This is a genomic window from Nostoc sp. (genome assembly GCF_036917375.1).
Taxonomy (GTDB): Bacteria; Cyanobacteriota; Cyanobacteriia; order Cyanobacteriales; family Nostocaceae; genus Nostoc.
On record NZ_JBALDN010000083.1, the window covers coordinates 29,331 to 49,310 of the forward strand.

The following is a 19,980-nucleotide window of genomic DNA, read 5'->3' on the forward strand; positions in this document are numbered from 1 at the left end:
TTTTCAATCGTCAAGTATATTTGCTGATTACTTTATCAAAAAGCCTCATTTCTTTATAAAAATACCCGTTTACTTTCTCAAAATACTTAAATGCTTTCTCAAAATGAGGTTTGACTTACTCAAAAGCTGTGTTTGCTTACTCATTTTGGTGTTTTCCGCAAGCAAAATGACCTTTGACTTACTCAAACCCCAGTTTGCTTACTCATTTTGGTGTTTTCCGCAAGTAAAATGACCTTTGACTTATTCAAACCCCAGTTTGCTTACTCATTTTGGTATTTTCCGCAAGCAAAATGACCTTTGACTTATTCAAACCCCAGTTTGCTTACTAATTTCAGTATTTTCCGCAAGCAAAATGACCTTTGACTTATTTCAATGCTTGCTCATTAGTAAGTCGGTGAGAATAAATCAAACTAGATTAAGTAATATAAAAAATATTGAGATTAATTCGTAGTGAGGGCTTTAGTTTTCTTATGAGGGTTGAAGCTCTCACTACAAACCTTAAATTATTTACACCGCTCTACTTTGGTGATTTTTAAAGTTTTTCCCTAGAAATGTTCTATCTATAGGACTAAAGATTTGCTAATCCAAAAGTCTAAAATAATAGAAACCTGGAGATAAATATGTCATTAGAAACAGAAACACTACAGGCGACACCACCAACTTCTACCTTTGAGAAACTAGAGGAAAAGCCAGAATTTAACTGGAGGCAATGCTGGTATCCTGTCACCTTTGTAAAAGATTTGCCTGTCAACCGCCCTCATAGCTTTTCCTTGTACGATGAACCTTTGGTTTTGTTCAAAGACAAAGATGGACAATTGATTTGTTTAGCAGATCGTTGTCCTCACCGTACAGCCAAACTTTCTGAAGGACAAATTATTGACGGCAAAATTGAGTGCTTGTATCACGGCTGGCAGTTTGGCAGTGATGGTCAATGTCTGCACATTCCCCAATTAGCAACAGATGCAAAAATTCCAGTAAATGCTTGCGTGCCATCTTTTAAAGTTGTGGAACGCCAAGGCATGATTTGGGTATGGGCAGGCGAAAAAGAAACTGCTGTTGATGAAATTATTCCAATTTTGCCAGATTTAGACAAGCCAGGATTTGTGTGTGCAGACTTTATATTGGATCTGCCTTATGACCAAACATATCTAGTCGAAAATGTCATCGATCCGGCTCATGTTGCTATTAGCCATAATGGCACTAGAGGGGGTGGTAATCGGAAAAATGCCCAACCGCTAGAAATGGAAGTGCTAGAGAATTCGGCTCAGGGGGTTAAAGGCAGGTGGCGGGGAGCTAACAAATCAAATGAACCCTGGAAATATATTAATTTTGTTGCTCCAAGCCTTGTGCTGAACACTGCTTATATTGAAAAAAAAGATTGGACATTTGGACTAGCTTTGTATTCAATTCCTTTAGGTAAAGGGCGATGCCGTCTTTTAGCTAGAGGTTATCGTAATTTCATGACTTGGGGAGTCAAGCTGAGGCCGCGCTGGCTCGATCACTTGAATACGAACAAAATATTGGAGCAGGATTTGCCTCTGATTGCGGGACAACAAGCAGAAATTGAGCGTTTGGGAAGAAGTCTCAAAGAATTATATTTGCCGCTGAAAACATCTGACACATTAGTGATTGAGTACCGCAAGTGGCTAGATCAATTTGGGTCATCTTTGCCTTTTTATCACGGCTATTCTACATTTAAAAATGTTGACAATGACGAGTTGAATTCAAAGCCGATTTTGCTAGACAGATTTTCGCGACACACACTTATTTGTAGTTCTTGCAATCGAGCTTATCAAGTGACAAATCAGGTCAAACAAGGTTGTATCGGAGTAGCGATCGCTCTAGCGGCTGTAGCAATACTTGCAGATGATTCTAGAATCAAAATCGCAGCAATATCGGTTTCCATAGCAGCAATTGTCATCTCTGTTATGGCTCATACACTCAAAACTCACTTTGAGCATTCCTACACTCGTCACTAAAATAAGTACTGGGAACAGTTCGTAGTAAGGACTTTAGTCCTTATTTTCTAAGCACTAAAGTGCTTACTACAAACTTTTCATTACTAGCTTATACCATTTTGGATTTTAGACTTTCCTGCGGAACGCTACGCGAACGGCTACGCTCAGTCGAACGATTTTAGATTTTGGATTGTGAAACATCCATTGGATAAGTGTTTCAGTTTTCCATCTGTCGCAATCATTTTTCAAATTGGTATTAGACATTAGACTTCTTGGCATTTGTCGGGAAAAGGGGAAGGTGGGGTCCCAAGAAGGGGATAAGGGGCGGGGGGAAAAAGTTCTGTATTGTCCCCTTCCCCTTTAACCTTTACCCTTTTCCCCAAGAATGCAAAAAGCACAAATGCCAAGAGGTCTATTGTACTGATAGATGTGTGGTAAATTTGCTCACCTGAAACGATTTGCTCAAACCCCTTGTGTGGTTAAGTCACGATCGAGTTAGTGGGTCTGCGCTAAAGTAAAAATATTGGGATAAAAATCTCTGGCAGTAAGTTCAATAGACCACTAATCTTTACCACTGCGGCGATCATGTCTCAAGAGCATAACGAATCACTCCAAATTCAGGAGATCACCAAACTCAAACCAAAACACTTTGCTGATTTAGTCAGATCGGCACAATTGGTTTTCGACCCCACAGCCGGAGTTTCGGGAAGACATATAACAGTTGACTGGGAACAATTCGGAATTCCCCGTGATGTAGCGGACAATCTCAAATCACTTGGTCAGCAGTACCAGTATGCATCTCCTCACATCCCGGTTGAAGACATTTGGAGTAAATTAACTCCAGAAACTCGTATTTGGTTTGTTGAAAATAAAGATCGGTTGTGGCAGCTTGAAGAAGCTTTCCCAGCCCTAGACGAAGATTGAAAAGGACATGAGGTAGTAGGTTGTCACCTTCTGCCTCTCTACAAGGATAAGAAATAACTGCGATGGCGTAACCGCCCCCTGGAAGCGATCGCAAGCAAATAGCCAATAAAGACTACCTAGCATTTCTCCAAGTTACGGTTATACTGCTATCATTGCTGGCTCTACTGGTCAGCTAAATTTACTGAGTATTATTTTATTCAGTTTAATAATAGTAGCAAATTAGTACAGACTAGATTGAGACATCCTTTAGCTAGAATGTTTCAAGGTATTTTATTGTTTTCTTTTTTCTTTCAGCAGTAGATATATTAATTACAACAGACTAGAAATAATATCAAGTCCGGATAATTCCAGTTTAATAAGCGATCGCGCGGACATGATATAAGGTATGGGAACATCAGGGAGAAACCAATCCCCAATAACTAATAACTAATATTTGATTGAGGAGATTTAATGTGTCTAGTCGTAAATTATCTTTATTACTGAAAATAATATTTGTTACATTGGTTACTGGTGCTAGTAGTTTAGGTATCAGCTTGCTTTTAACTACAAGCGGATTTGAGCATTTGTTGGGAATTGTCAAGCCAAAAAGCGAGAGTGGTAAAGCTAGTCATAACAAGCTGATGAGTGCAGATGCAGAGAATATAAGTCCAGTCACAGACCAGATAAATGAAATGCCAAAGGCATTTCAGGGAACAATCGTTTATCAAGGGAAACTAAAACCGAATGAGAAAGTTATTGCCCTAACTTTTGATGATGGCCCCAGCCCCAAAAATACGGCACAGATTTTAGAAATCTTGAAGAAAAATGATATCAAGGCAACATTCTTCATGGTCGGGGAAATGGTGAAATATTTTCCCGAAGTTGCCAAGCAAGTGGCTGCTGATGGTCACGTAATTGGTAATCACACATGGCATCATTGGTATCGCCACATGGATTTAGCTACTGCGGCTAGTGAAATCGATCGTACAGCAGAAATCATTTACAAGACTACTGGAGAGAAAACTACTCTGTTTCGTCCTCCTGGGGGTTTTCTGAATAATGGGCTAGTCGAATATGCCAAAAGCGAGAAATACGCTGTCATGATGTGGTCAGAACAATCGGGAGATGCTGAACGTCGTTCGCCTCAAGTTCCAGGGCTGGTCAAAAATGTGCTGAAATATGCAAAACCGGGTGCAATTGTACTGTTGCACGATGGGGGTGGCAACCGTTCCAAATCTGTCAAAGCTTTACCAGAAATGATCTCAGGTTTAAAGGCCCAAGGCTATAGATTTGTGACAATTCCCCAACTACTGGAAATACAAGCTCAAGAAAAAAGTGTAGAGACAGCAGCATCACCTGTGGTAAAAAATCAAGAACATCCAAACCAACAGCTTAATCATCAGTGATATCCCAATACGGTTCGGTTAAGGTTTTTTGATGAAAATTATTGCTCGTCAAAGACGCGATTCATCGCGTCTCTTGCCTTAACTGACAATGCCAATACAGCAATCTAAAATCGGGTTTCATACTCAACTTGAAGTTGATTGTCATCCCCCACATCAGTTGAGCCTCGCATCAGAATTTCGTCATTGACTCGATAGAGGACATTGAAACGGAAAGAGTCATCGCTAGAAAGAGCGCGTGATAAAGAGGCAGAGAAATTTTTATTAATATCAAACACACCTTCTGCTGATAAATTAAGAATTGAAGCTCTTGATGCTTTTGATTCTTCATTATTAATAGATGGAGTCGGAAATATCCGAAATTCACTGAAACCAACAGCCTGTCCGATCGCAGTGATGGTTCCTTGTAAACTACCTAAAATGGTAGAACTAGCAAAATTAGTCAGCCCTTGTCCTGCATCTGCTTGACCGAAAGAACCCAGAATTGAGCCACCCAGCAGCGCAACTATTTCTCCCTTACTACGGCTAGGTTCGCTCGTCAGTTCTAGATTGTCGCCCAATTTACTAGCTGGCCCGTTCACCCTAGCTTGAACGGTAACGCTACGTAAAGTCCCAAATTTGTTTACAGAAACATCACTAACTTCAGAAGACAATGGTGATTCCAAAGTTTGAGTGTTCCTTGCTGATGCTTCCGGTACAATTGCCGTTAATCGGACATCCAAAGTCGGGTCAAGTCCTTGACTAGGAGTAAACCGCGCAGTTTGTTCGTAGCCTTTCGCCAAGGTGAACTCAGTGGAAAATAAGCTCAGTCGTCCTCCTGTCAAACGAATGACTCCTTCAGGAAGCGGTTTGGCTAATGTACCATTAATGGTCAAGTCACCTTTAGCGTCAAAGCTCAATAAAGGCTGACTTAATGCCTCTCCTCCTGGTACAAAGCTTAGGAAGGACTGAGTTGTAACCCGAATATCTTTGTCTAAAATCAACTTTAAATCTGCAAACTCTACAGGTAAATTGGGTGGAGTTGCGGTGCTAGTGCTTGCGTCTGCTGTCGCCACTGGCTTAGTACTTCCATCTACTGTAGCCACTGGGTTAGTGCTATTCTCTGCTGTCGGTGTGACGTTAGGGTTAGCCTCTTGTCTATCTAGATTTATGACCTTAGTATTAGCCTCAGTTGTAGCTGCTGATTTTTTAGCAGCAGTAGGCGAGTTGCCAATAATTACCTTACCATCACTCAGTTTAATCTCTCCACCAATTACAGGTTTTAAGGCTGTACCGCGAATCACGACATCACCACCAACACCACCTTCATACAGTCCTGCAAGCTTAAAGTTGAGTTTGTCTGCTATTGATACTGTTAGGGGATTGGCTGCGGCTTGTTGAGCATCAAAAATCGGCAGGATGCCTGATGCAGTTACTTGCCCTTGATTGTAATTACCTTGGATATTTTCAACGCTTACCGTACTACCATTAAATTGCGCTGTTCCTGTGACATTCGTGAGAGGATCGGATAAGGCTTGAGCGCTAAAGGTAGCATTATTAAATGTAGCGTTGCCATTGATAATTGGTTCGTTTAAAGTACCTCGAACATTTAAATCTACTTTTCCTTGACCGTCTACCCAAGCGACTTGATTGTTGGTCAACAGATTTAACAGTGCCAATCCTTCATTTTGCACATTGGCGTCGATGTTGATTTGATTGCTATCAGGTTGCACTTTGGCAAAAGGTAAAGGAGCAGGTACACTACCTGTAATTGCAACTGGCTGCGTTCCTGTCACGAGTAAGGTACTATCAAAATTCAAGCGAGCTTTGTTGTAATCAAAGTTCACCTGTCCTGTTTGTACGGGTTGTTTGTTAAGGGTCGCATTCGCTAGCGCCACTTTCCCTTGAACTCTGGGGTCTTGTAAACTACCTGCTAAAGTGGCATCAGCATTTACATTACCAGTGATATCTACGGGGTATTTTTCGATAAAAGGCTCTAAAAGTGATAAAGGCAGACTGGCTACATTCAATTTTCCAGATAGTTGCTCAGTTCCTAACTGTCCTGAAAATGCCACTAGTCCTCCATCAATCCCCACACTTAAGGGCGAAAGCGTGACAAGACCATTGGCAAAAGTGCCTTGAGCAACGAGTTGGTTGATGGAATAATTACCCCATTGCCAATTAGCACCTTGAAAATTAAAGCCAACATTTAACCCAGACTTCAACGAGCCATTGGCTGTAATTGCTCCGCTTAAAGCACCCGTTAATTCTGCAAGGCTGGGTAAAGACGCGGCTTGTTTTGTTTCTGCTTGCTGTTCTTTGGCGATCGCTGTTGTAATATTCGAGAAATATGCTAACTGTGTTTTCAAGTCTGCATTGGGCAAACTGATAGATTCAGTTGGCAGTGCTTCTGCACCAGCTAACGTCGGAGGCTGCAACCCGGTACTAAGGTCTTTAAAGTCGTAGATATTAAACGCTTGTAAAAGTCTCTGGATTTTGGCTTGGGCAAAATTAGCTTGAAATTGAAATTGCGGGTCATTCCCTGCTTGCACATTGCCACTGAGAGCGATGTTGCTATCCCCAATCCGCAATAGACCATTAGCCAAGCTAGCCGTACCATCGGCATAATTGATGTTGCCGCGAAATTCATCGGCTGCAACTCTGGCAACGCGAGGTGCTGCGATCGCCACATCTCCCGCAATGGCATAATTATTCAGATTGACAACTAAATTGCCCGATAATTGCCCCCCCAAAGGTTTCAATTGATTGTTAGGTAAAAAGCCGCCAACAAGGGCGATGGGAAACTGCTGGGCGTTGATTATCAAGTTATCTCCCTCAGTTCTCCCTCTAGTAACTGCCTCATCGCGTTTAACTAAAAATGAGGTAGGACGATAATCTGCACCTAAGTTAAGGGCAATCCGATCTTGCTTCCCAGCTAATCGCAGACTTCCTCCTTGTCCCCCTTGAAAATTCACATTTCCGGTTAACAGTGGGTCAAATGCCAAGTTACTCACATTGAAATTCCGCAGCCGGATATTCCCATTCGCTTGCGGTACATCTGGAGTGCCTGTAACTTTTCCATTAAAGTCCAGTCGCCCTGCTATTGCTACGTCCCCAGGAACTTTAAAACCAGTATTTTGCAAGTTGAAATTTCGCGCCAGTACATTTAAATCAAATCCGGCAATTTGGGGTGCGCCAGTTGGGGGAGACTGAATAGCGATCGCACCATTAGCACTGAATCCTGCGGTACTTGCGTTTTCAACTATAATCTGCTGTCCATTCCACTGAAATCTTGCAGTCAGGGGTTTTGCTAGCTGCGCTACTCCTTGGGGAAGGCTGATTTGTCCGGCGGCGCGAATATCCGCAAGCTGGAAAGATTGTGTTGTGCCAGCTAACTGAATATTGCTATTCAGCCGTCCTCGCAATTGTGGTGAGAAACGGCTGAGTTGAATTTGAGAAGTTTTGACAGATCCTTGCCAGCGTTGTTGTGCAAGTTGACCTTGAGCTGTGATTGTCCCGCCTGCGACATTCACAACCGCATCGGGAAAGACGATATTCTCTCCTTGTTTGGTAACAACAACTCGCCCGGTAGTGGGATAGGTAGCACTAGGTGCTTGCACCCGCGCTACTGTTTGCAGATTGCTCAGAGTCCCGGAAATATCGGCATTTGCCGAGACATTCCCAATGGTAATGGAGGGTGAGGAATTGTAGGCTTTGGCGATCGCATCCCCTGGTATATTTTTTGCTTGCACATTCAACGCCACCCTCCCTTGGGGTGCAAGCTGAACTCGTCCGCTAGCTGTGACTTGCCCTCCCACATCTGGATTTGCTTGAACGCGAGAAACGTTGACGTTTAGCGGTGTACCCAGAGAACCAGAAATTTTAGCGTTCGCAGATATACCACCAACATTAATCGGAGTTGAAACGCCGTAACCTTGAGCGATCGCATTTCCTGGGATACCTTGAGCTTGAATATCTACGCCTACCTCACCTTGGGGAGCGAGTTGAATTTGACCATTGGCTGTGATTTGTCCCCCGGCTGGCGGCGTTATCCGAACATTGGAAACATCAAGTTTTAAAGGCTGTTTGCGAAGTGAGCCAGAAATTTGGGCTTTTGCTGAAACATTCCCCACTGCGATCGGGAGAGTAACGCCATAGCTGCGTGCTAGTATATCTCCTGATATTCCATCAGCTTGAGCATTAAATATTACCCCATCTTTGGCTCCCAGATTAGCTTGACCGCCGCCGATAATTTGACCGCCAGCTGCGGGGACTATTTTCAGATTGGAGACAGTTAGTTGAGATGCAGTTTGAGATGCATTCAAGCGAAAATCAGTATTGATGGATTTAAATTGAACGCGGTCAACTTGAATCGGTTTGGTGTTACTTACCGTACCGCTCACGACTGGTTGCTGAAGTGCGCCTAGTATTTTAATATTTGCTTGAATTTCGCCACTAGCCGGGACTGACGAATTCACTTTAAATGTATCTAAGATATTTTTCGCAGTAACAGGTTTGATCAGAGCAGAAACATTAAAACCTGTTTGAGTATTAATTGTTCCATTCGCCACAATAGGAACTTTGCCAAAGTTCGTACTCAGATTATCTAAAGTAACTGTCTGACCCTGAAATAGAAATTTCCCATTAAAATTAGAAATCGGCTGAGGAAGATTTTTAATTTTAGCGGTGACTTGATTAGCTGTAGCTGTTCCCGTAATTGCGATATCTGAAAGTTTGGGTGGAATCTGCACCCCTAAGTCAGCATTTAAATATCCTGCTTGCAGAGCGATGGGTAACTGAATTAATCGAGTGATATCAGATGCTTGTAAATTTTGTGCTTGTAGTTGGAGGTTAGTTTGTTGAGCTTTTACTTGGGTTTCGCCAACAATTTTGACAGCGCCTCCCCTAGTGAGTTGAGTATTGAAGTCATAACCGATCCTTTGATTTCGATCGGAAAATCGGGCAATCCCACCAACTCGATCTAATATTACTGAGCCTTTCGGTTTAGTCGGTGCAGTGAATGGCATCAATTCTATATTGCCATCTTGAATTTGAAGTGACTGCAACTCAGTTTGAATAAAACCTTGTCCCTCTCCAGCCTTAACTTGAGCCGTCACCCAACGACCATCTTTATCTTGTTGAATGTAGACGTTGGGTTGAATTAACGTGACATTTAATGCCAGTTTTCGGGTAAGAAAGAGTTGCAACGGCGAGAACTGCACATCCAAAGCTTTTGCTATCACCCGATCTGCATCGTTGGGAGTGGCTGGTATCGATAGAGAGCTAAATCTCAGACTAGAAAGGGAAAAACGTTCAACGTTCCCAACTTTTACTGGACGCCCCAGTAATTGCTCAAGATTTTGCTGTACTAACGGTGCTAAATCTTTGTATACATAGTTTCTAGCCCACCAAGCACCAACTATAATTCCAACTAGCAAAACCCCACCCAAAGCCAAACTGGTACGGCCTAAAAGCAGGAGCCACAGACGACGATTAGATGGTTCCTGATTGTTTTCTGAATTTGGCGATCGCGTCATGATTGTTACTACTACCAGTAATTTTTCTGGAGTGAGGCTAGAGACAAATTAATTAGTTGTATCAGCAAGTTACAATTTATGGTTTCACAATATCAGGACTTACGCAAGAACTTTATAGCAAGCTACTTGTATTTTCGAGGAGAGGCTGCGCCAATAAGACGCATTTGCGGTGCGTCTATGTTATTTCATGATTTTGTGTAATTCCTGAATTTATTTCGATTAATAATTTTTCACCAGGCATTAGTTTTGTTAGTTTTAGAGATTTGGAAACTTTGCTGGTATTAGGAAAATTCTTTAAAATATTATGTGCATCTTCCAAAGAATTGGTATAGATATTATCTTTCAGCAAGTCAGTAATATTTTATTAAATGACTTTATAATCACTTCTGTATATACGACCCTGGTTAGAAACTTTAACTTTCCAGAATCTAACTTAGTATAGATGACAATGGTAATTTAGCCTCCCATTATTCAAAAGGCAAATGTATATGCGAACACACTTACAAAATATCTATGAATAAAACTTAGAGGATGTTTGAAAAGTGGTATGTTGTGTTAATCAAATTATTACCCCCCTTAATCCCCCCTTATAAAGGGGGGAAACAAAAAAATCCGGTTCCCTCCCCTTTATAAGGGGAGGGTTAGGGTGGGGTAAAAAATATTTGATACATCAATCAGGACTTTTCAAACATCCTCTTAGGTTTATATAAAATTATCAAATAATTTTATCCATGAATTCATCAAGTTAAATTTGATACTCAGGCTGTGCTATTAGACATCAACACGCCGGAAATATATCGCGAATAATTACATAATCTTGAATAGCAACACATTACTAACAAGATTCGCTACTTTGTAGAGAAGTAGCGAATCTGAGCTTTTCGATTACTGTTTTGCAAGCTCAATCAATCATTATCAGATGGATCGTCAATCATTTCTGGTACTAAAGCTGGGTTACTTCTACGTTCTTCTGGTGATTGCTCTCGAATAACATCGTCTATTCTCGCAGGGTGTTTGATTTTGTCCAAAACCTCTGGACTTAATTGTGATGGATCGCCTTCTGGATTAGACTTTTCAGCTTGACTAGGAACTGTTTCCTTATTCATAACTATTTCCCTAAACCCTAAACTTATATGCCAAGCTTAAGTTCTTCTATGGTGGGGTACACACTATCTGGGGACTTAATTTCACATAATGGTGGGTGAGAAAGGCGATCGCTTAACGAAACAGAATGAATTTTGAACGAAAGAGTGGATAGCGCAGCGTCTTTGGCTTTGCTCGTAAATTCTGACTTCTGAATTCTTCAAGAATTGGGGTTTTTGGCTAACCCAGAAAGCAATGTCATGAAAAATTGACATTATGTCCATTGCTAAACATGTAAATCGTTATAATTGTCATGTTTTCATGACAATAAGATCCCAGAAGGGCTGATAAATTCGTGAAACAGGTAAAAAACCTACCTCTGACCCCTTGATCCCTAGATATACTTAGTGGTTAATATAGACTTAACAAATAAAAATCCTCCGATCCCAAAGAAATGCTAATTTTGGCACAATAAGGAATTGAAAGGGTGTTGGCTCAATTTAAAAACAGATTAAAAAACTTAAAAACTGGGCAAAACCAGGAGTCAGGATAAGAAATTCATCTGGAATGGATGAGATTTTACATAGCATTCTTTAACCAGGGGAAATCATTTACCGCTTAAACTACTGGAGGCCAAATTAATGGCAAAAGAACGCCCGCCACTAGAGGAGATGACCTTACGCCAACTACGCAAAGTTGCTAGCGAATATAGCATCTCTCGCTATAGCCGAATGCGTAAATCACAACTACTGGCATCAATACAAGAAGTCCAGCGTAGCAAAAACTTACTCAGTCCATCTCGTTCATTGGAGGCACAAGAAACCGTGGAAGCTGCAAAGTTTGAATTAGGTCAGGAAGATCGTACTGGTGGATCTTTAGCTGATGTTGATGAAGGACTGGCAGATTTGCCTTCTGGCTATGGTGAAAGCCGGATTGTACTGTTACCGCGCGATCCTCAGTGGGCTTACACTTACTGGGATGTTCCCAATGAACACAAAGAGGAACTGCGTCGGCAAGGCGGACAACAACTGGCACTACGGATTTATGATGTCACCGACATCGATATCGAATACCAAAGCCCACATAGCATTCAAGAATATCCCGCTGATGAACTAGCTAGAGAATGGTATCTACCAGTTCCAGTTAGCGATCGCGATTATGTAATCGATATTGGCTATCGTGCTGCTGATGGTCGCTGGTTAGTACTAGCTCGTTCTAGTAAAGTACACATTCCTCCCGTCTATCCTTCTGATTGGATTGAGGATGTCTTCATTACTGTAAATTTTGAAGAAGATTTACGTGGCAAAACTCAGTACGAACTAGTTCCTCCTGCCAAGAAGATTGCAGCTACCGCCAATGGTAATGCTGTTGTGAATGGTAACGGCAACCCCATCTACGACGAAATCTTTAGTTTAGCAGAATCTGCCGAAGCACAACGGGTTGCTGGTTCTATCTTCGGCTCCCAACAAGGTGCAGTACGTCCTGAACAAGCCATCAGCTCCTACATTTTCCCATCGGGTGTTGGTCTGTGGGCAACTCCTACCGTCTCTGGCTTAACTGCTTCCGGTGCAGGAATGTCAGGTGTTGGCTTCTCGGCTTCCGCCGTACCAGTGCGTCCGCGCAAGTTCTGGTTGATTGCCGATGCTGAGTTGATAGTCTACGGTGCAACCGAACCCGATGCTACTGTAACTATTGGTGGCCGTCCAATTAAGCTGAATCCAGATGGAACATTCCGCTTCCAGATGTCCTTCCAGGATGGTTTAATTGACTACCCAATTTTGGCTGTAGCTGCTGATGGCGAGCAAACTCGGTCAATTCAGATGAAATTTAACCGTGAGACACCATCTCGGAATACTAACACCAAAGAAGAAGCTGTCTTAGAATGGTTCTCTTAAGTTTTGGCTCTGAGATTGACTCCAGACTGAAATTTTAAATTATTCCCCGCTATAGTAATTCTGTAGCGGTTTTTTTGTATTATTATGTCTACAAGAAAATTATTTTTGTTATTTATTTTGATAATTAGTGCAAGCTTATTATCAGGTTGTCAAAAGATTGAAGCAAATTTAGTCCCAAAAGCGTCTAAAAGTTGCCCTGGCAAAGATGCCAAGTTCAGCATTGATTTTTTTAAAACCAATAATCAAGGTAAAAAAAATCCTAAAGGTATTAACAATGTAATTATTTTTAATCCCAAATCAGCAGAATTAGATTTCAAAGTTAATGTTGGTCTATCTCATAAACTTTACGCCAAAGACAGTAGAGGGAAATTGCGTAAAGAATATGTAGCAAAACAGTTTCATGAACTCATCGCCGATGAGAATGCCAAGTTAAACGGACAGCTACCCATTGCCGCAATTAATGCCGACTATATAGATACTGAAGATAAACCCCAAGGCTTAAATATTTCTCGTGGCGTAGAGTATTCAGGAGCATTTAAAAATAAACGTTCCTCCTTTGGGATATCAGGAGGTACACCCCAGCAGCGACAGGCTACTATTCAAGCTGGCAGAAGAACGAACGATATTCTCAATTACAATTTGGTGGGCGGGAATGGCAGATTCTATCGTCAGGGGAAGTTTAAAGATATTTGTCAAGATTTGGGAGAATTTGCTTGTAAAAATGCAACTAATCGCTCTTTGGCAGCTATCACGAATCAAGGCTATGTAATTTTATTAGTTAATGACTTGAAAGCTAATTCTGAGATTGAATTATCGCAACTTAATCAAGAGTTACTGCCAGATATGTTTGATAATGTCTTGGAAGGTATTGCTAGCAATAACTGTTTAGGTAAGATTCAAGAAGGAATTTTATTTGATGGAGGTATGTCTCCAGGATTGTATTACAACCAGAAAACTTATGTAGAAAATCTTGGGCCGATTGGTTCAGTTTTTTTGATTTACAAAAAATAAAATAGTTATAATTCCTATAATTATTGTACCCCTCCCCGCCAAAGCATCGGGGAGGGGTGATTAGTGTTTAATAAAATAGGGTTCAGTTAAGGGCTACTGGCAATAATTTTGGGTTTTTGAGACGCGATAAATCGCCGTCTCTACAAATATTTTCCCTCGTTCCCAGTCTCCGACTGGGAATGCATTCATTGAGTCTCTGACTCAATTCCAGACTGGAGGCAGAGGCTCAATGAGGGCATTCCCATGCAGAGCATGGGAACGAGATAGAATGCTTATTTACGACTTTGTGATTCCTCTTGATTTTTAGTTTTTTGATGAGAAAAGCGAATTCCTACAAAGATATCGTAAATAAACTCTAAAAAGTCTTTCTTTTGCAGTAAACCTGAAGTTTGATAACAGCCTTTTTCATCTAATAAAGGTTTCATCAAATAGTATGTAGACTGATATTTGTACCAGGGAATACAAGTCCATAAATGATGAATTAAATGGTAGTTCTGGCCTAAAATCAGGATGTTAAGAATTGGGCTGGGGTATACACGAGCATTTTTCCAGCGATCGCGTTCAACAAAGGGACGATGGGGCAAATAATCAAAAAATAAGCCCAGTACTAATCCCACGATACCAGAAGGTACAACCCAAAAATTGAGAACGTACATTAAAAAATGATACTGAACTGAGATATAAACAATTGCAACAACAATTGAACGGCTAATTAACCATTCCCATAGCTCATATTTGCGCCACAGTCGCCGTCGAAAGAAAAACACCTCGTGAGACAAGAATCGAAATGCAATCATCCACAGCGGGCCACCTGTAGAAACAAAATGATCTGGGTCATCTTTGGGATCGTTGACATGAGCATGATGCTGCAAATGTACTCGTGTAAACACTGGGAAAACAAACCCTAGCATCAGGGCGCTACCATGCCCTAATATGGCATTAATGACTCGATTGCGGTGGGCAGATTGGTGACAAGCATCATGAATTACTGTTCCAGAACAATGCAAAGCAATAGTGTTAAAACTAAAACACAGCCAGTCTGGCCAGTGCCAAAGCCAGTAACCGCAATGAGATGACACCAGTACTGTCACAGATGCTAAAAACAGTAGTAGTGTAGGATTGAAATCACCAGGAGGCGCTAAAAATTCCTTTGGTGGAGCTTTCAGCAGTTTTTGTGCTTCTGAAGTTACCGTTCTTACTTCTGTATCTACTACGTCTTTAAAGATGACTTCCAAGTTGTTGCCATTTAGCTTTTTATAGTCATCAACGGCTGGGTCGATGATGATTAGGCTTTTGTCCGGGATGTCAAAAAAATTAGGATCTAAAGAGGTCATAATTTTCCTGGTCTTGATTCGTTGATAAAATGGGTTTTAAATCCCAAACTCAGCCAGCACAGAATAGATTTCTTGCCCCGATTAAAGAGATGAAAAGATTGAAAATTTAGCCAATACTCTTCTCTATTCAAATTAGGTATGGACTGTAAGAGATAGGGAATAGTAAAAATTTTGAATTCCTTGTTACACTACACACATAAACAAAATATTTTGTTTTTCATTTCGGGAGTTGCTCCTATTACTCATAATGGTAGCAACAACGGCATACATAGATTTTGGTTTAATATCGACATTTACCGATTTGCCCCAGTCAATGTTTTTTCCGATGTGCTGAAATTGTGCTTTGTTATTGCTTTTGTGAAAAACAATTTTCAACAATATAAAGAATACAGTTATTTTAACGATCAATGCAAGAGTTTTATCGGGATTTGGCGTATAATTAAAATATTTTAGACACAAATATCATACTTCTAACAAAAATATATATTTTATTTGCTTAAATAAAAATTTCATCCTTTTTTCTGATGATGCAATAAGTATATATACTAGCGATCGCTTATCCTCTTTCGATTCCATGCAGTTGCCGTCTTGTTGTTTTAACCAAAACTCCATCGCTGGAGTTTACTGGTAGCCAGAATAGGGAAAGCTTCGCGCAAACCATGACACTTCTCTGTGGAGCATACCACTTTCTACTCTGATTCTGAGTTCGAGACCACCAAAAAGATCAAATTTATATATTTAAGAACGAAGATTTTGCTATGCGTCAATTATTACTAGTTTTGTCCAGCATACTAACTTTCAGCAGTTTAAATCCCCTCGCCATGACAATAGCAGGCACAACGCCTGATTTATCTGAGATGCGCTTAGTTCAAAAGTTAAACTGCAATAATCCTCAAACTCAAGCAGCAATTAATGAATGTACGAAGTTATCTTATCAGAATGCAGATAAAAAACTGAATCAAGTTTATCAACAATTGATATCTACATTAGAAAGGCCTAGAAAACAGAAATTGATTGCTGCACAACAAGCATGGATTAAGTTTCGAGATACCAATTGTGAGTTTGAGAGAAGCAGATATGAGGGCGGAAGTATTGCCCCTACAATTTATTTTGGTTGTTTGGGAGATACCACAAAACTGCGTACCCAACAATTACAAGAATATCTGAAAACTGACCCTTAAGCTGAAAGCAGGCTAGAAGAAGCTTTTAGAGATTAGACTTGTTGCATGAATCTAAAGCCCTCACTCTAAATCCCTCTCCCAAGCTTGGGAGAGGGACTTTGAAATTTGCATTTGTGCAAGAGGTTTATTGAGTCAGAGACTTAATGAATGCATTCCCAAGCGGCAGCGTGGGAACGAGGAAAGTTTTTAATTACTAGTTGTCAATGGGAACTAGAGTAATTATCTTTTTCTGAGATTAACGCAAACCTAAAATTTCGGAAATCGCCGCTACAATGTCTAAATAAAAGTTTCCTTTCACCGCCCGAAATAACTCAAATTTCGAGTCAGGGGCACCAAAAAACGGTCTGAGAAACCATCCTAATTGCATACCAACAAAGGCATAAAGCAATAACCAGGATCTTAAAATAGTGGTGCGGGTTTTTTTGCCAACTTCATCTTGTTGAGAAAGTAATTGCATTCCTTCATACAGGAACTTCACGCCAAATATGCCTGTAATGCCAAAAATGAACACATTCAGCAGTTTAAAAAATTGATAAGAATCGGGTGTAGTTATTAGAAAAAATAGCGTAACGGGTGCCAAGCTAAATAAAAGTACGCTAATCACTGACACAGATGTGAGTAATACAACGAAATGCTGTAGAATACTGCTCCGAGAACCAAACAAAACATTAAAAAAGAATAACGTCGGGAAACAAATAATCAGTGTAATTAAATAGAATACCGGAAGCTTAATAGCACCAGATAATGCTTGTCCCCAACTGTGGGATGCACCGATAATTGCTCCATAAAGGGCAAAAAATATAGAGCTAGATACGAATAGAGAACTAATTTTATTTTGTAATCTGATTCCCTGACGAATTTCTTCTAAAAATGACTGGCGATCGCGCAGTAAATTCACTAAAACACTAAATTGTTGAATTCCGCGATTTTGCTTTTTCAGCATAATTTTATCGTTTGTATATTTTGTGGAATTACTAATGACTAATTAACGGAATCCAAAGAGATAGCTAAGAGATTTAATCACGCTTAAATAGAAATTACCTTCTCTTTCGCGGAATAGTTCAAACACAGAACCAGGTGTGCCGAAAAACGGTCTGAGAGTCCATCCTAACTGACTGCCTACGAAAGCGTAAAGAAATAACCAAAATTGTAAAATTTTCTGGCGGGTTTTACTACCTTCATCATCTTGTTCTAAAACTAAACTCGTGGCTTGGTATAAAGACGAAACACCAATAAATCCAGTTATGGCAAAGATAAATACATTTAACAGAATTAAAAACTGGTAATTATTGGTGGTAATTAAGAAAAAGAGTGTGATTGGAGCAAAGCTAAATAAAAGTACGCTCGTGACTGAAACCGCAGTTAATACTAATGCTAAATGCTGGGCAAAACTCCGCTTGGAACCAAAAATAATATTCGCAAAGAACAACGTTGGAATGCAAATCAAAAGTGTGATTAAATAAAGGGCTGGGAGTTTAATGGCGGAAGACAAAGCTTGCATCCAGCTATGATATGCACCAATGATTCCGCCATAAGCGGCGATAAATAAGGAACTGCAAACCAAGAGTGAAATGATTTTATTTGGTAATCTCGTACCTTGACGAATTTCCTCTAGAAATCCTTGGCGATCGCGCAGGAATCCAATCAGCACTGCAAAGTATTTGATTCCTGATGATTTCCGTTCAATCATGTTATCCTCACACTGATAAAATGCTAAGTTTCATCTGAGTAATCACCGCCAGAACCATACTTCCAAGCATCAATCAAACGATGCCAATAATATTGTTGTTCATTTGCTTGATTCTTAATCCATATTTCTAGCATTGGACTTAACGAAAACAAGGCAGTGTATACACCTAAATTACTGTAATGTAACATCCAATCTAACAAACTTGCCAAACCTACTTGCGGAATTATCTTGGCAACTATTCCAGGATGATATAAACCAGTTTTTAACAGTGTTTGCGTTAGTGCTGAAAACTGCACGATATCTTGTAAAAATGGTTTTAGCACTGGTGTACCTAACTGTTGCATTTCCTGAAATACTGCTGAGAGTAATTGGTTAATTTGATCTGGGGCAATTTTCTGATTTACACCAACACTCATCGCTCTTTGAAACAACCAGGTAACAGTCAAACTTGGCTGATAAGGTTGCAGCAGTGTTAACGCTTTTGCAGATAATTTTTCTGTTTCCAGCGCTTCGGAAATGCCATAAGTTAAACGCTTCAGGTGACGCACCATTGCTCCAAAACCACCAAAACTCAAGGGAGATTGATTACCACTGCTATCTCCGGCTGGTAGAATGCGATTCCAAGGAGTTTTTAAGGGACTTTGGCGATAGGTGGGAAAGAAACCAAATAGCGCCCGTTGAAATTTCAGGTTGCTTAATTCCACTCCCTGATATTCTGGTAACAGACGCAGATATTCCTCAAATAGAGTTTCTAAACTCAAGCGTTGAGTATCTGCATCCATGTAGGTAAACAAGTAAGTGGTTCTGCCATCCCTAGCTGGAAAGGCTTCCCAGAAGTACTGGCATTGATTTTGCAACTCAGTGAATGATAATAATAAGTCGCCTGAGTTATTTTCAGGAAAACCTTGGGCGCAACTTCCGACAACCAAGCATAAAGCGTCTGGTTTTTTGCCTTGGCGTGCTTGTTGGGTGATGGGTGAAAAATGTCCCATCGCGTCGATTAATAAGCGAGTTTTGAATTGGTTATTTACCATCACCCCATCGGGATGAACCACTGCTTCGGTAAAAGGTGTGTTTTCTAATAACTTTCCACCCACGGCGAGAAATCGGGTTTTCAAAGTAGCGAGTAGATAAACTGGATCTACGCCGATATTCAAAACATCCTCTACCCAAACTTCTGTGCCGCCAGCAAAACTAACTCGTGCTGGGTTATATTGAGTGGCGATCGCACTTACTAATTCTTCCTCAGTCAGCAAGTTCAATTCCACAAATACATCTAATTCTTTGCGAGAAATATTCCACTCTTGTTCCCTCCCCCGCAAAATTCCCCGTTCCAGCAACGCCACCCGCAATCCCTTTACCGCCAAGGCGCAACCAATTAAAATCCCTAAAGTGCCACCGCAGATAATTACATCGAAGTCCGTATCGCCTAAAGGTTGTTGACTTTCTTTGACTAACGTTGGTAGTGGTGCGGTGTTTTCGCGCAGAGATGTGAGAATGCGATCGCCTTGGCGCAATCCTTTTAAAACATCGCCGGGTAATTGGGAAAGAATTTCTTCAGTTAAAGACATTTTGGAAAAATTTAACTCTACATTCCAAAACTACCTGAGAATGAAGAAAGTAGATACGATATTATTTTTGGAGAGCTACAAGCGTGGTCAACCACGATGCTAGGCTTGTAGCCTCAATGTTAGTCAACAGGCTAACTCACATCTTGCATCTGCCAGTGAAAATAATGGATATGCTGCAATAAAGTTCTAAAAATCACATATCTATTTGTCTCTGTATTTAGTCCATTATAAATGGACTTTTGCTATTAGACAGGGATTTACAATCCCTGGCGGATATCTTTCAACGTTAGGGACTTTAACCGCTACGCTTCTGAAGTCATCCCTGTAAACCCAACTAGCTTTATACCAATTTAATATGAAGCTGCATAAAATAAAGCTTCCAGGATAAAGTTGTAAGAAGAGACAGAAATTACCTGCTCAAGTGTAAGTTGATCA

12 protein-coding genes are annotated in these 19,980 nt (G+C 40.6%); 6 read left to right on the forward strand and 6 right to left on the reverse strand.

The features are described 5' to 3' along the window. Positions 1-620 precede the first annotated feature (620 nt). From V7K45_RS21700 to V7K45_RS21710, 3 genes are all read left to right on the forward strand, one after another. Positions 621-1,979, forward strand: a complete 1,359-nt coding sequence (locus V7K45_RS21700) for an aromatic ring-hydroxylating dioxygenase subunit alpha (protein ID WP_335007069.1) — start codon at positions 621-623, stop codon at positions 1,977-1,979. A 564-nt stretch (positions 1,980-2,543) separates the two neighbouring features. Beyond that, positions 2,544-2,882 (forward strand): hypothetical protein, encoded by a 339-nt coding sequence (locus V7K45_RS21705; RefSeq protein WP_289797160.1) that lies wholly within the window; start codon positions 2,544-2,546, stop codon positions 2,880-2,882. A 452-nt stretch (positions 2,883-3,334) separates the two neighbouring features. Further along, a complete protein-coding gene (locus V7K45_RS21710; RefSeq protein WP_335007070.1) occupies positions 3,335-4,267 on the forward strand; it encodes a polysaccharide deacetylase family protein in 933 nt (310 codons plus the stop codon). Between the two features lie 104 nt (positions 4,268-4,371). On the opposite strand, the gene V7K45_RS21715 is transcribed toward V7K45_RS21710, so the two are convergent. Together V7K45_RS21715 and V7K45_RS21720 are read right to left on the reverse strand one after the other, a co-directional pair. Beyond that, positions 4,372-9,780, reverse strand: a complete 5,409-nt coding sequence (locus tag V7K45_RS21715; protein ID WP_335007071.1) for a translocation/assembly module TamB domain-containing protein — start codon at positions 9,778-9,780, stop codon at positions 4,372-4,374. 905 nt (positions 9,781-10,685) lie between these two features. After that, positions 10,686-10,886, reverse strand: coding sequence for a hypothetical protein (locus V7K45_RS21720; RefSeq protein ID WP_335007072.1), 201 nt, complete (start codon positions 10,884-10,886; stop codon positions 10,686-10,688). A gap of 618 nt (positions 10,887-11,504) precedes the next feature. On the opposite strand from V7K45_RS21720, the gene V7K45_RS21725 reads away from it, so the two are divergent. Both V7K45_RS21725 and V7K45_RS21730 read left to right on the forward strand, forming a co-directional pair. Next, the gene (locus tag V7K45_RS21725) at positions 11,505-12,758 is read left to right on the forward strand and encodes a DUF4912 domain-containing protein (protein WP_335007073.1); all 1,254 of its coding nucleotides are present in this window, start codon (positions 11,505-11,507) and stop codon (positions 12,756-12,758) included. Between the two features lie 84 nt (positions 12,759-12,842). Next, entirely contained in the window at positions 12,843-13,769 is a 927-nt protein-coding gene (locus V7K45_RS21730; protein WP_335007074.1) for a phosphodiester glycosidase family protein, read from the forward strand. A 272-nt stretch (positions 13,770-14,041) separates the two neighbouring features. Here V7K45_RS21730 and crtR read toward each other — a convergent pair whose 3' ends face one another. After that, entirely contained in the window at positions 14,042-15,103 is a 1,062-nt protein-coding gene (gene crtR, locus V7K45_RS21735; protein WP_335007075.1) for a beta-carotene hydroxylase, read from the reverse strand. Positions 15,104-15,861: 758 nt separating this feature from the next. Here crtR and V7K45_RS21740 point away from each other — a divergent pair. Further along, a complete protein-coding gene (locus V7K45_RS21740) occupies positions 15,862-16,284 on the forward strand; it encodes a lysozyme inhibitor LprI family protein (protein ID WP_335007076.1) in 423 nt (140 codons plus the stop codon). Positions 16,285-16,519: 235 nt separating this feature from the next. On the opposite strand, the gene V7K45_RS21745 is transcribed toward V7K45_RS21740, so the two are convergent. From V7K45_RS21745 to V7K45_RS21755, 3 genes are read right to left on the reverse strand one after another with little or no spacing between them, the layout of a single operon-like run. Then, positions 16,520-17,227, reverse strand: a complete 708-nt coding sequence (locus V7K45_RS21745; protein WP_335007077.1) for an actin-binding WH2 domain-containing protein — start codon at positions 17,225-17,227, stop codon at positions 16,520-16,522. A gap of 42 nt (positions 17,228-17,269) precedes the next feature. After that, on the reverse strand, positions 17,270-17,974 hold the full coding sequence (locus V7K45_RS21750; RefSeq protein ID WP_334717701.1) for an actin-binding WH2 domain-containing protein: 705 nt from the start codon (positions 17,972-17,974) through the stop codon (positions 17,270-17,272). Between the two features lie 23 nt (positions 17,975-17,997). Beyond that, positions 17,998-19,545, reverse strand: coding sequence for an FAD-binding oxidoreductase (locus tag V7K45_RS21755; protein WP_335007078.1), 1,548 nt, complete (start codon positions 19,543-19,545; stop codon positions 17,998-18,000). Positions 19,546-19,980 lie beyond the last annotated feature (435 nt).

Bases quoted from the DNA above. Each gene is read 5' to 3' on its own strand.
- V7K45_RS21700 (WP_335007069.1), top strand. From the start codon at position 621: ATGTCATTAGAAACAGAAACACTACAGGCGACACCACCAACTTCTACC.
- V7K45_RS21705 (WP_289797160.1), top strand. From the start codon at position 2,544: ATGTCTCAAGAGCATAACGAATCACTCCAAATTCAGGAGATCACCAAA.
- V7K45_RS21715 (WP_335007071.1), bottom strand. From the start codon at position 9,780: ATGACGCGATCGCCAAATTCAGAAAACAATCAGGAACCATCTAATCGT.
- V7K45_RS21720 (WP_335007072.1), bottom strand. From the start codon at position 10,886: ATGAATAAGGAAACAGTTCCTAGTCAAGCTGAAAAGTCTAATCCAGAA.
- V7K45_RS21725 (WP_335007073.1), top strand. From the start codon at position 11,505: ATGGCAAAAGAACGCCCGCCACTAGAGGAGATGACCTTACGCCAACTA.
- V7K45_RS21730 (WP_335007074.1), top strand. From the start codon at position 12,843: ATGTCTACAAGAAAATTATTTTTGTTATTTATTTTGATAATTAGTGCA.
- crtR (WP_335007075.1), bottom strand. From the start codon at position 15,103: ATGACCTCTTTAGATCCTAATTTTTTTGACATCCCGGACAAAAGCCTA.
- V7K45_RS21740 (WP_335007076.1), top strand. From the start codon at position 15,862: ATGCGTCAATTATTACTAGTTTTGTCCAGCATACTAACTTTCAGCAGT.
- V7K45_RS21745 (WP_335007077.1), bottom strand. From the start codon at position 17,227: ATGCTGAAAAAGCAAAATCGCGGAATTCAACAATTTAGTGTTTTAGTG.
- V7K45_RS21750 (WP_334717701.1), bottom strand. From the start codon at position 17,974: ATGATTGAACGGAAATCATCAGGAATCAAATACTTTGCAGTGCTGATT.
- V7K45_RS21755 (WP_335007078.1), bottom strand. From the start codon at position 19,545: ATGTCTTTAACTGAAGAAATTCTTTCCCAATTACCCGGCGATGTTTTA.